The following is a 14,393-nucleotide window of genomic DNA, read 5'->3' as shown; positions in this document are numbered from 1 at the left end:
ATTGTGGAAGTCGTGAGACTTCCCTTTTTTTCATCTTAAAGTTTGCTTTCTTTTTGAGCTAAAGCATAAAAAGAAAGTAAACCCAAAAAGCCGCTTCGTGAGAAGAGGCTTTTTTTATATCCTATCGTCAGAAATCACCACAGAGGACACGGAGGACACAGAGTTTTAATTTCTTGCTTAGTATATTAAAGAAAATATTCTCTGTGTCCTCCGTGTCCTCTGTGGTGAATCAAATTCAAAGCAGTATAAAATTATACACTTACGGGATGAACCCTAACGCAATCATTCCTCCCATACCAGATAAGCTGAAACCAGCCAATGGTTCAGTTTATTCCCATCTACAACCTGAGCCTCAGGAATACTGACCGTAAAAGTGTGCTTGCCGGGAGTAAGCGTACCAATAATTGCCTCTTCGGGCACAACGTCCGAACCGGGACACCAATTGGAACGGGAAAGATCCGAAGAAGCCAGCGGCTCTTCCACTTCTTTCTCTGTATACCCCTTTTCACCGATATAAGATGCCAAACGTTTGATCAGCCAAACACCGGTCGCCGGATTGAAACGCCGGAAAGAAGCACAATCATCACGCCAAGGAACAAAGTTGAGCACCTCTTTCCCATCAACAGAAATAATGTTACGCTTTTGCACAAATTCGTCCCCACCGCTATGGCCACCATGTCCGGTCACTATATATTTAAGACGGATATTTTTTGCTCCTTTGGGAACTGTAAAATCAGTAGATACATCCCGACGGGCAAAAATATCAGGATAGCTCTGTCCCATATAATAAACGGTATTCATCAACGGTTCTACATGGCGTTTCGGAAGAGCGTCACAAGTAAGGCGACTTTCTTTCACGTCAATATCCGCACTTACCAGATAACCTTCAGAAGTCCAGGTATCAATATAAATACCGACATAAGCCTCTCCTTCAAGCAAAGGATAAAGATCGGTAATATCTTGTTGCCAGGTAACATTGCTTTCCCACTTAGGGATATAAACCGGACGGCGTTTGCTGCTCAGTGAATCATTGTTATTACTATAGTACCCCACACCGAATGGAGTCATAAAACGCATCAACTCTACTGTAGGCAAATAGTCTTTTCCGGAAACGATACCTACCATTTTTTCCAGCTTCAAGCTATCTACCGGAGGAAACTTCGCACCATCACGAGCGATTGTCAGCAGATTGACAGCTGATGACTTGGGCAACACAAAACAAGAACCCGACTTATCCCAGCGATCACCGTTGGAAGCAAGGGTAATCTTTAGGTTCACCGACACATTTCGTTTGTATGCAGGAAGAGTTATCTTCTTCAGGATGATACGCCCATTGACCAGATGGTATACACCTGACTCATCCGCCCCGTTATAATTATTAGGATACGTATCAGGAGAGAAACGTACATTCACATTTTCAAATACTGGAACGTGAAGGTCGCCTTTGGCAGGCAGGTTCTTATGTCCTCCCGCCCAAAGCTGAACAGAAAGGAATAGAAAAACGAATAAAGAAGTTAATCTGAAATTCATAAAGGTTTATTTTTTTAATTACTTTCAATCACTTGCCCCACTCCACGATAAAGCTTGATAGGACCATCGAGTAACACAGCAATCACAGTGATCTGTTCATCCTGCACACGTTCGGGAATATCGATATAGAGGTTTCCCGGCACCTCACTCCAATAGTTCTTGTTATAAACCTTGTATGGCAACATAGCTCCGTTGCCCACTACCCATACACGGTTCACCTTATTGACAAGCCCTTTCACCTCAATCGGGCCGTTTGGCTTATAAGGTAAGTAAAGGTAAAGAATATCGCCTGCTTTATTCAGTGTGGTATACCCTTGAAAATGCTCACATGGAATACCGGCACGCGTCTCGTAGATAGCTTCCTTATGCTTCTTCGTCCAACGTCCGAACTCTTTCAGAACAGCAATCTGTTCAGCAGGAATAGTTCCATCTTCTTTCGGTCCTATATCCAGAAGCAGATTACCACCCATGCTGAGGCAATCGACAAAAGTACGCAGCAGCATGAACGGAGTTTTATAATTGGTATCAGCATGTTGATAGCCCCACGAATCGTTCATGGTCATGCAAAGTTCCCAATATTTATCTGCAGGGCGAACCACAGGAACTCCTTGCTCGGGTGTGGCATAATCACCATATCCCTGAATACGGGAGTTTACTATAACATTCGGATTAGTGGAACGCAGCAAATTGATGATCCCTTTCGAATCCCAGGCTTCAGCGGTTTGTTCCCAGTCTCCATCGAACCAATAAAGATCGGGCTTCCAGGTTTTATTCAGTTCAGAAAGCTGTCCGAAATTGAAGTTAACAAACTTAGCCCAACGATCCGGATCGTTTTTGTAACGTACTTCCGTGCGAGTTTTATTAGGATAATCGGGATGCGACCAGTCAAGCAGCGAATAGTAAAATCCAAGTTTTAATCCTTGTTTGCGCACCTCCTTCACAAAAGGAGCAATCAGGTCACGCCCGGCAGGAGTGCTTTTCACGGTACTCAAGTCACCCACCTTCGTATCCCAAAGAGCTACACCATCATGATGCTTGGTAGTGATGACGGTGTAACGTGCACCACTTTCCTTAATCAGTTTCACCCATTCCTGAGGATTGTAGGCCGATGCCGTAAATCCTTTCTCCTGAGCCATGTACTCTTCATAAGGAAGGTAATTGTTGAAAAATGACCAGCTCTCAGATACTCCGTTCACAGCATAGATTCCCCAATGAATAAAGATTCCTAACTTGGCCTGGGAGAACCATTCCATTCTTTTCTCTTTCTGAGCAGCCGTTTCCTCAGTAGGAGTCGTTTGGGCGTTCAGCCCAAACCCTAAGAGAAACAAGGCAATAAGGGTAATGATCAATCGGTTGTTTTTCATTTTATTTTAATTATGTTTTGTCTCAATTAAGGCAAAGATAAAATTTCTATCTTGAAATACAAAATAAAAGGAAAAACATAAAAATTGAACCGCACATCCTCTGCCTATACCACAATCCGGACCGAATCCGGAATCAGCACCCTGAAGTTTTCATATATTATTTACATTTCAAGCTTCATTAAAGTCTATTTCGTATTGGAAGTACTCTAACGCATCCCAAGAAAGTAAGTCCGGTCTATTTTCAATTCAAACGTAGTTCCTATTTTTTAGTAAGACAAACCGTGTGCGAAAACAACATTTATTGTGTTCGATAACGCATTTATTCTTCCTTTTTATAAATATATCATAAAATAATCTCTGAAAGTATGAAAATAAGTAGCCAATATCATTGGATAACATCAAATAATGCGTATTTTTGGCTCCGAAACAAAACCGGAAAATTTTAAATCAAATAGTATGAATACACTCCAAAACACTGTGGGGAAAATGACAAACTACAGATGGACAATTTGCGCCATGTTATTTTTCGCGACAACAATAAACTACCTCGACCGCCAGGTGCTATCGTTGACCTGGGATGAATTTATCAAGCCCGAGTTTCATTGGGACGAATCACATTACGGCATTATAACTTCTGTGTTTTCCATTGTATATGCCATTTGTATGCTTTTTGCCGGTCGGTTTATCGACTGGATGGGTACTAAGAAAGGCTATCTCTGGGCTATCGGTGTATGGTCGGTAGGTGCCTGCATGCATGCATTTTGTGGAGTTGTGACCGAAGAGTATGTAGGTATGCATAGTGCAGCCGAACTGATAGCGGCCACAGGCGATGTAGTGGTAATACTCGCCACTATAAGCATGTATTGTTTTCTGGTTGCCCGCTGCATCCTGGCACTTGGTGAGGCGGGTAACTTTCCGGCTGCCATTAAAGTAACGGCCGAATATTTCCCGAAAAAGGATCGGGCGTATGCCACTTCCATTTTCAATGCCGGTGCCTCTATCGGCGCTCTGATTGCTCCTTTAAGCATTCCATTACTGGCCAAAGCCTGGGGATGGGAAATGGCGTTTGTTATCATCGGTGCCCTCGGTTTCATATGGATGGGGTTCTGGGTATTCATGTATACAGCTCCTTCTAAAAGCAGATTCGTAAACAAAACAGAACTCGAATATATCGAACAAGACAAACAGGAGAACGGAACAATACCCGCAAAAGAAGATAAGGAAAAGAAAGGCATGACTTTCCGGCAATGTTTTATGTATAAACAAACCTGGGCTTTTGCATTCGGCAAGTTCATGACGGATGGAGTATGGTGGTTTTTCCTCTTCTGGACACCCTCCTACCTGAGCACTCAATTTGATATAAAAACCTCCGAAGGATTGGGTCGGGCACTGATTTTCACTCTTTACGCAATTACAATGCTGTCCATCTATGGTGGAAAGATTCCCACGATTATCATTAATAAAACGGGACTAAACCCGTATGCAGCCCGCATGAGAGCTATGCTGATTTTCGCCTTCTTCCCTCTGTTGGTACTACTTGCCCAACCACTGGGAACCATCTCCCCCTGGCTTCCGGTTATCATGATCGGTATCGGAGGTGCTGCCCATCAATCCTGGTCCGCCAATATATTTTCTACTGTAGGTGATATGTTCCCCAAAAGCGCTATCGCCAGCATTACCGGTATCGGCGGCATGGCAGGTGGAGTGGGTTCTATGATTCTCCAATATTCAGCCGGTAAGCTGTTTGTACATGCAGATATAACCCAAATGGTATTTATGGGCTTCATCGGTAAACCGGCCGGGTACCTTATAATTTTCTGCATCTGTTCGGTAGCCTACCTCGTTGGATGGATTGTGATGAAGGCATTGGTTCCCAAGTATAAACCCATCATATTGGATTAAAAACAAGCACATAGCAGACTGAAATAAAGAGTTAATTCTTCCCCCCCTGTTCAGGAACGAAGAATTAACTCTTTATTTACTTTCCATGTATTTTGAAGGAGGTACACCAAACTGTTCCGTAAAGTGCTTTCTCAACGTCCGGGCATCGCTGAATCCTACCATTTCGGAGATTTCCTGAATGGAATAACGATTCTCCATAATCAATGAAGCAGCTTTACTTACCCGTATACTTCGAATCATATCGACTACAGATAACTCACTGCGCTGCTTTACCTTCCGGTACAAAGTAGGCTGGCTCATGTGAAGTTGCTCGGCCAGCATCTTGACATTAAAATTATCATCAGACAGATTCTTCTCAATCACATTAATAAGTTTCTGCATAAATTCGTCATCTGCCTCTTCATCTTCAGCCGGCTCCTGCTTCAACATCAAAGCTTTGGTATAAATCCGTTTCAAGCGTTCGCGTTGAAGAATCAGATTCTCCACTTTCGCTTTCAACACTTCCGGATTGAAAGGCTTCATCATATAGTCGTCCACCCCGCAACGAGAACCTTGCAGTACATCTGCATCTTCTGCCCTGGCTGTCAACATCAGGATAGGAATATGGGCTGTCTCTTGTCGTTCGCGTATCTCCCGGCAACAAGCAAATCCGTCTTTGACTGGCATCATCACGTCCGAAATAATTAAATCGGGAATTTCTTTTGTGGCAACTTGAATACCTTCTTCACCATCGGCAGCCTCAAGTACCGTGTATTTTGCTACAAACAAGGAACGGATATACTGACGTACATCTACATTGTCTTCAATAATCAGAAGCGTTTTTTTAGTGACCGGAACCTCCCCTTCTGTGTTTTCCTGTACGGACAAGGGTTGAAATTGCGGCTCCATTTCATGTTTATGATAATCCACCACTTCGTATAAGTCACCGATAAAATGAGATTTACCTTCCGGTATCAATAGAACAAACGTAGAACCTTTCCCAGGTTCACTATCAAGAGTGACTTGTCCATGATGCAGATCCATCGTATTTTTCACAATCCGCAATCCAATACCGACTTTGGTCGAAAAAGCCGGTGAATTATCGCCGGTGATGAAAGAATCAAAAATACGTTTTTGCAATTCATCCGGAATTCCCGCTCCCGTATCTGATACTGTTATCCGGCAAAAACCCTTTCCATCCCGCTCCATGCGGGTCAGAGAAAGCAAAACTTCTCCGTTTGGCGAAGTATATTTAAAAGCATTGGATAACAGGTTACTGACTGATGAAGTTATTTTCTCCGTATCAATCCAGAGATAAACAGGATCATCCGGGAGGTGTACATTGAACGTAACCCCATTCACTCCTGCCATTTGGCGGAATGACTCAGCTACCTCCTTTACTAATCCTACAATATCCGCCTCTGATAAACGGAGTTTCACCATTCCGGCTTCTATTTTCTGTACATAGAGTAATTGATCGACCAGCGTATGCAGGGAAGCTCCGTTTTTATACATGGTATATAGTTTGCTATATAACGGATCGGAGGCTTTAATATACTGCAACAGCTCTTGTAGAGGTGAGAGAATCAAAGTCAATGGAGTACGCAATTCATGTGCGGCACTTGTAAAAAAGTTCTCGCGCTCCATCCTGATCTGCCGCTCCTTTTCACGCTCCAGATTTACCGTCAATAGTTCATGCTCCATTCGCATCTCATGTTCCATGCGCCTCTGACGAAGTTTAACCAAACGGATCAAATAAGCCACTATTCCAACTAATAATAAGAGAATTAATAATCGGAAAGGCAATGTACGACTCCAATGTGGCAAAATATGTATCTGGAGCAAAGTCACCTTTCCATTCCTTCCGTCAGGATAGATACTTTTCACCTCAAATGTATAATCTCCCTCTGGCAAATTTGTATAAGCCGCTTTCTCTCCATCGTTAGAAACCAACCATTGCGTCTGATAAGGCAATAAGCGATAGTTATATTTCTGCTGCTCTTCAGCATAAGAAAGATTATTGAAAGTCAAAGCGAAATCACGATTCTCATTGTTTAAAGTAACCGAACCTGTATATGAAATACCTTCTTTCAACACTGTCTGCTCGTTGATTTTATCACCAATCCCAACAGAACGGTTATCTACTTCAAGTTCTGTAATAAAAACTTTATCTCCAGCAAGACGCACATCTACATTATCCGGATTAAAATAGGTAAGTGATTTATTATTGCCGAAAAATAACGTTTTATCGGCGAGCAACGCAGAGCGGTTACTACCACTAATATAATAATTATAGAAAAGATGTTGATGCCGACTGTAACGAGAAACGCCCGAATTACTTCCCAGCCAAATATGCCCTCGGTGGTCTTCGACCAGGCATCCGATGAAATTACTACACAACCCGTCGCGGGTCGTATAGTATTCTCGTATCGCATCTGTTTTTGGGGAAAGAATGGCAAAACCATCCATATAGCCCACATATACATTGCCATCGGAAGAAACCAGCAAAGAACGGACTGAACTATTTTTAATATTCGCAACCTTTTCATAGCCTATTTTTATGCTCATCTCACCTTCGGAATCGAGCTTCAGTTTACAGACTCCTATATTACTTGTGCCCAACCAGATTGCTCCATCCTTCGTTCCGACAATAGCCCGCACGTGAACCTTGGTAGAATCCTTAAAGGCCTTCTCAATTGAGATTTTCTGGGAGACCCCGGATTTAGTGTTCAGCTTCCATACTCCATTATTGGTACCTATCCATAAACATCGGTCAGCATCCATATACAATGCCCATACTGCGGCTACATTAACTCTCCCCTTGTCTTGTAAAGATCGCAGCCGAAACTGCCCGGTCGCTCCATCATAAAGAGTCAATGTCCCATCACTGTTTCCAAACCAGAGCGAACCCCTATTGTCTTTCATGGCACAAAGGACAGTATTTTTTTTCCGGACTTCAGGAGTGCCGACAGTAATGAAACTCATTCGTCGTCCCAATTGAAAAGGTTGCTCACTTTTCATAATACCTTGATGGAAAGTAGCCATCCAGACATATTTCCTGCCATCCATAACAATACCACAAACTTCATTATGCCTCTCCTGATGAAACTGGTTATAAAACTGTGACCTCAAATCAGAATACATCACTCCCCCTCCATTCGTACCTATCCAGACAATGCCATTGGGATCATAATAGGCTGATATCATTCTCGTCTCCAAACTCCGGTGAAGTTGCGAAGCTGTATTATTGTATATTTCAGTAGTCATCTTTTCCGGGTTATCTTTATCTTGTAATAATAAAGTATACCCACTCCAAGTTACAGCTAAATAACGATCGTTTTTAATAGGGACAACCCGAAAAACATCAGTATGTGAAAGACTGTTTTCTTTATTATTTTCCTGATAGGTAATTCTGTCTGCATGCCCGGAAGCAACATGATAACGTAAAATGCCCTGCCCGACAGTAGAAATCCAGACGATTCCTTTATCATATAATACAGAGGTTACATCCCAAACTTTATTTCCCCATAAAGACACCTTTTTAGACTGCTCCAAAGATTCAGGGCGAAACAAAATTAAAGTTCCCCGTCCCGTAATTAGACATAAGGTTTTCTGACTGTCAGCATAACACATTGCGTAAAAACTATCAGTAGAATCAATCAGGTCTTTATACTGTTTCTCACATTCTAATTTTATCAGAACAACCTCTCCCTTCTCATTCTTGACCTCTTTCTTTGTATATAAATATAATGTATGCCCTGAAAACGCCCAAAAAGAGTTGTTTTCTGCAGGCATGATGTGAGGGATACATATACGACTATGATCTGTTGCATGAACAACCGGTATAAATGTCTCTGTTGTCCGGTTAAAACAATATAAAATATTTCCGGCAATGACTCCTAAATATTGATCGGACATTTCTACGATCTCCTTCACATGCATATATGCCTGTGAAGGAGAGAAATTCTTTATTGACTTACCGTCATAACGGCTCAAACCATTATTAGTCCCAAACCACATAAACCCATCCCTATCTTTATAAATTGAGGAGATGGTATTATCTGCCAATCCATCTTGCATAGTTAGCAGACGAATATCTTTATCAAAAAAAGCATAACCGGAAACAATCGGGTAACTACATACAAACAGAATCAGTAAAAAGAGATTTAGCTGCTTCATCATAATATCAATTTACTGCAAATAAACAAAATAAAGACTAAACATACAAAAGAGATTTGAAAAAAACACGCCATTGAATTAAACGTGTATGCTGAATGATACAAGCGTGTCCCTCCGCAATCTGCCAATCCCAGTAAATTTGCCATGTAATTAAACCTTATGTATAACTTTAAATAAGAAACGAATGAAAAAAATTTCAATCTTATTCATGTTGCTGCTCGGCATCACTTCATTGCATGCACAGCAATTCAACATTACGGGTACTGTGATTGACAAAAAGCTCAATGAGCCAATCATCGGTGCCACTGTTCAAGTAAAAGGGACAAACAACGGAACCGTCACAAATCTGGATGGTGAGTTCGCCCTAAAAAATGTTGCAAAAGGAAGTGTATTAAACGTGTCTTATATAGGATACGTAACTCAGTCAATTTCCCTCAATGGTGCCCAAACATCTTTCAGGATTGAATTAAGTGAGGATTCAAAAACACTTGATGAAGTAGTGGTAGTCGGTTTTGGTACCCAAAAGAAAGTAAACTTAACCGGAGCCGTTGCCAGTGTAGATACCAAAGCACTGGCTTCTCGCCCGGTATCACAGGTGGGACAAGCCCTGCAAGGAGTAGTTCCGGGATTAAACCTGTCCACCCCTGATTTAGGAGGACAGTTGGGACAAACAATGAACGTAAACATCCGTGGAACAGGTACCATTGGTAAAGGATCAAGTGCCTCACCACTTATCTTGATCGACGGAATGGAAGGTAACATGAACAATCTGAATCCGGAAGACATTGAAAACATCTCTGTACTAAAAGATGCCGCTTCTTCTTCCATTTATGGATCACGTGCCGCATTCGGTGTTATCCTGATCACCACTAAAAAGGGTAAAGCGGGTAAAATGCAGGTAAACTACAACAACAGTTTCCGCTATTCCGGACCAACTAATCTTCCTAACCAAATCGATTCGTATCGCTTTGCCAATTATTTCAATGAAGCATCTATCAACCAAGGTGGTAGTGCAATATTTGATGAAGAGACCATAGACCGTATCCAGAAGTATATGGCAGGTGAAATTACAACAACTACCATAGCTAACGGCAACAATTGGCATTTCCACGAGAAAGCCAATGATAACGTAAACTGGTGGAAAAAGCATTTTCAATGGGCCTGGTCAAATGAACACAATATCAGCCTGAACGGAGGTACAGAAAAATTGCAATACTACGTTTCGGGCAGTTACCTGAATCAGGACGGTAACCTCCGTTACGGTAACGATAATTACAAACGCTATAATGCAACAGCAAAAGTAAATGCGCAAATTAATAAATACGTAGACTTCAACATAAACACCAAATTCGTTCGTTTTGATCTTGACAATCCTATTTATCTTGAAGAAGGTGGACTCCTTTATCATGATATTGCCCGCATGTGGCCTATGATGCCTTTTAAAGACCCGAACGGCTATTATATGAGGAATGGTAAACTCAGCCAATTGACTGACGGCGGACGTGCCAAAACACACAATGACAATATTTACCTTCAGGGACAATTGGTGATTCACCCTATGAAAGGTTGGAATATCTATGCAGAAGCAGGAATGCGGGTTATCAACCAAAATAAACAAACAAACCTAAACCCCATCTACGAGCACGATGTAAACGGTAACCCGTTGGCATTGGCTTTCAGCGGCAGTTATTCTCCAGGATCCTCTTTTGCACGCTCAGCCTACCAAAATAGCAATTTTTACACAACAAGTGTATATACTGATTACACATTACAAATAAAAGACCATTACTTCAAGGCATTGGTCGGAATGAATACCGAAGAATATATTTATCGCGAACTCGCAGCCCAGCGTCCTGATGTAATCAGCAGTCTTGTTCCGGAAATCAGTGCAGCGACAGGAGAAGACAAGATTAATAGTTCCAAATACAATGACTGGTCCACAGCCGGATTCTTCGGACGCCTCAACTATGCTTATAAAGACCGTTATATGGCTGAAGTAAATGTTCGTTACGACGGTTCTTCCCGCTTCTTGAGAGATCAGCGCTGGAACGTATTTCCTTCTTTCTCTTTAGGATGGAATGTAGCCCGTGAATCATTCTTTGAACCAATCAACGATATTATTGGCACACTGAAACCTCGTGTTTCATGGGGTATGTTAGGTAACCAGAACACAGACTCTTACTATCCGTTCTATCTGACACAAAGTGTAACAGCCAACGGTGGCAACTGGTTAATGGACGGCAGCAGACCAACAACAGCCGGAGTTCCCGGAATGGTCAGTAGCACACTTACATGGGAGAAAATCTATAATACCAATTTCGGTATCGATCTCGGCATGTTCAACAATCGTCTGAACATGACTTTTGAATACTTCATCCGCAGAACCAAAGATATGGTAGGACCGGCAGCCGAAGTAGGTGCTATTTTAGGAACTTCACTACCCAACACCAACAATGCTGAATTAAAAAATAAGGGATGGGAACTACAGGCTAACTGGAGAGATAATATCGGAAAAGTAAACTATAATGTAGGATTCAATCTTTCTGACAACCGTGCCAAAGTCATTTCATATCCTAACGCTTCTAAAGCTCTGTGGGATGCAAACGGCAACGCCCTTTATTACAATGGAATGACTATCGGAGAGATATGGGGATACGAAACCGAAGGTATTGCCCATACAGATGCTCAAATGACGGAATGGTTGGCTAACAATGACCAAAGTAAGATAGGTTCTGCCTGGGGAGCAGGTGATATTATGTACCGGGACCTCAATGGCGATGGCGTAGTAGACAAAGGAAATAGTACAGCAACAGATCATGGTGATTTAAAGAAAATCGGGAACAGTACTCCCCGCTTTCGTTTCGGATTGAGCTTAGGAGCTGACTGGAAAGGCTTTGATGTCCAGATGTTCTTCCAAGGTGTCATGAAACGTGATCTTTGGTTGAGCGGTCCGATGTTCTGGGGAGCAGACGGTGGCGAGTGGCAATCTGTAGGTTTCGACGAACATCTCGATTATTTCCGTCCTGAAAACACAACTTCTATATTCGGAGCAAATGTCGATTCATACTATCCCAAAGCATATCTGGGTGATAAAGGAAACAAAAACAAGCAGACTCAAACACGCTATTTGCAGAACGGTGCTTATATGCGTATGAAAAATCTGCAAATCGGATATACATTCCCCAAAGCCTGGATGAATAAAGCAAAAATTGAAAAGCTCCGTGTTTATGTCAGCGGTGAGAACTTATTTACAATTAGTGGTATCGCCGATATGTTCGACCCTGAAGCAACTGCCGGTAACGGATTCAGTAACGGAAAGACCTACCCATTGTCAAAGACTATTTCATTTGGTTTAAATATAACTCTTTAAAAAGCAAGTATAATGAAAAAGAATCTATTATATATTTTTAGTTTAGCAAGTGTTTTATGCTCTTGCAATGATTTTCTCGATAAAGAGCCATTGGATGCCGTACCTACCGACAAATATCTGTTGGCAGAAAGTGATTTGGCGGCTTATTCGGCTAATTTGTATGACCAACTTCCATCCCACACTCCGGGACAATACAGTATGGGAGTATTTGCTACTGATAACAACAGTGATAACCAAGCTGCAAGTAACCCCAACAGTTCGTTTGTAAAAGGAGAAACTCGTGTAGCTCAAAGTGGTGGCGCCTGGGATTTCGGTAAAATTCGAAATGTAAATTACTTCATCAACAAAGTACGCCCTCGCCTGGAAGCTGGCGAACTAAGTGGAATGGAAGCTAATAACATGCATTATCTGGGAGAGATGTATTTCTTCCGTGCCTACATTTATTACACCAAGTTAGTTGCTCTCGGAGACTTCCCTATCCTAAAACAATGGATTTCGGAAGACTATGAAACGGTCAGGGAAGCAAGTAAACGTCGCCCGCGTAATGAAGTGGCACGCTTCATTTTACAAGATCTGGATTCTGCTTACTATTACATGAAAACAACTGCTCCTATGAGTAACCGTCTAAACAAAGATTGTGCTGCTTTATTGAAAAGCCGTGTAGCTCTCTTCGAAGGCACTTGGGAAAAGTATCATAAAGGAACTGCCCGCGTTCCGGGAGGCCCGGGATGGCCAGGAGCAGAAAAGGATTATCTGAAGGATTTCACGATTGACATCGATTCTGAAATCAAATTCTTCTTGACAGAGGCAAAAGAAGCCGCCCAAATTGTTGCAGATAAGTATCCGTTGTTCAATGATTATCCGTCACTATTCAACAGCCAATCATTAAGCAATGCTTCGGAAGTATTACTGTGGAGAGCTTATGATGCCAGCCTGACTCCTTCTGTGAATCACTTCGTAGTAGGATATATTCAGCGTAATGGAGGAGGTAACACCGGATGGACACGCAGTATGATCCAAACTTACCTGATGGAAAACGGATTACCTATTTATGCCGGCAATTCCGGTTATCAAGGAGATAAATCTTATGAAGCAGTTGCAACCGACCGTGACCCACGTCTGACATACAATACTTTATTACCTGGTGATCTATTATCAGAAGGAGGCAGCAATATCGAATATCTGGTCAAAGGATATGGCTATTATTACCGTGCACCAATTGTACTTGGACAGAATGAAAACAAATGTCCTACCGGCTATTCTGTAAAAAAAGGACTGACAACAGATGCTGCACAAGGTCCGACTCTGCCTTCAACTACAGCATGCGTTGTATTCCGGGCTGCAGAAGCATACCTGAATTATATGGAAGCAGATTATGAACTGAATAACTCACTCGATGCCAACAGTGATAAATACTGGAAAGCCCTCCGCAGCCGCGCAGGAATGGATACCGATTATCAGAAAACAATCAATGCGACAGATTTGAGTAAGGAACTGGATTTTGCCCGCTATTCCGGTTCAGAGTTTGTATCAAACACTTTGTATAACATCCGTCGGGAACGCCGTATTGAGTTTGCAGCCGAAGGGCTTCGTCTGAACGATCTGAAACGCTGGCGCTCACTGGATATGATGCAAAATTATCATGTTGAAGGATTCGATTTGTGGAGCGAAAACTATCAACGCTACACAACTCCCAATCCGGCACCAACAGCAGACGTCACTCTCTCTGTTATTAACCTGATAGAATCAGGGAACGCCAATGCCAATGTGTCAGCAAAATCAGAAAGCCAGTACCTGCGTCCTTACCGGATTAATACAAATAACATAGCCTATAACGGCTATAACTGGAACCAGAATAAATACCTGAATCCGATAGCCTTCGACCACTTCCGTCTGACAACAGCAGAAGAAGGGTCTACAGACTATACCACCTCCACAATTTATCAAAATCCGGGATGGAAGATAGAAACCAGCAGTCTCCCCGATGGAGATTAGTTTTCAGTAGATTAGATATCCGATAACCAACAGGACCTCCTCAAAAAAGTGCGGGGAGGTCTTGTTTCTTTCAC

At 42.2% G+C, this 14,393-nt stretch carries 6 protein-coding genes; 3 read left to right on the top strand and 3 right to left on the bottom strand.

All coding sequences use genetic code 11. The features are described 5' to 3' along the window. Nucleotides 1-282: 282 nt before the first annotated feature. Nucleotides 283-1,530 carry a PNGase F N-terminal domain-containing protein gene (locus tag R3O62_RS08875; protein ID WP_005810225.1) on the bottom strand — a complete coding sequence of 416 codons (1,248 nt, stop codon included), beginning with the start codon at nt 1,528-1,530 and terminating at the stop codon, nt 283-285. Nucleotides 1,531-1,544: 14 nt separating this feature from the next. Further along, entirely contained in the window at nt 1,545-2,894 is a 1,350-nt protein-coding gene (locus R3O62_RS08870) for an alpha-L-fucosidase (protein WP_175636831.1), read from the bottom strand. A gap of 456 nt (nt 2,895-3,350) precedes the next feature. On the opposite strand from R3O62_RS08870, the gene R3O62_RS08865 reads away from it, so the two are divergent. Next, nucleotides 3,351-4,796 (top strand): MFS transporter, encoded by a 1,446-nt coding sequence (locus R3O62_RS08865; RefSeq protein WP_317472966.1) that lies wholly within the window; start codon nt 3,351-3,353, stop codon nt 4,794-4,796. 72 nt (nt 4,797-4,868) lie between these two features. On the opposite strand, the gene R3O62_RS08860 is transcribed toward R3O62_RS08865, so the two are convergent. Then, nucleotides 4,869-8,954: a hybrid sensor histidine kinase/response regulator transcription factor gene (locus tag R3O62_RS08860; RefSeq protein ID WP_269110095.1), complete on the bottom strand. Its 4,086-nt coding sequence runs from the start codon at nt 8,952-8,954 to the stop codon at nt 4,869-4,871. A gap of 184 nt (nt 8,955-9,138) precedes the next feature. On the opposite strand from R3O62_RS08860, the gene R3O62_RS08855 reads away from it, so the two are divergent. After that, a complete protein-coding gene (locus R3O62_RS08855) occupies nt 9,139-12,324 on the top strand; it encodes a SusC/RagA family TonB-linked outer membrane protein (protein WP_005810229.1) in 3,186 nt (1,061 codons plus the stop codon). 12 nt (nt 12,325-12,336) lie between these two features. Beyond that, nucleotides 12,337-14,319 (top strand): RagB/SusD family nutrient uptake outer membrane protein, encoded by a 1,983-nt coding sequence (locus tag R3O62_RS08850; RefSeq protein ID WP_269110082.1) that lies wholly within the window; start codon nt 12,337-12,339, stop codon nt 14,317-14,319. The last annotated feature ends 74 nt before the right edge of the window (nt 14,320-14,393 follow it).

Source organism: Bacteroides hominis, from assembly GCF_033042785.2.
In the GTDB taxonomy this organism is placed as follows: Bacteria; Bacteroidota; Bacteroidia; order Bacteroidales; family Bacteroidaceae; genus Bacteroides; species Bacteroides hominis.
The sequence above is the reverse complement of the archived record's forward strand: the minus strand, read 5'-3'. Positions and strand labels throughout refer to the sequence as shown.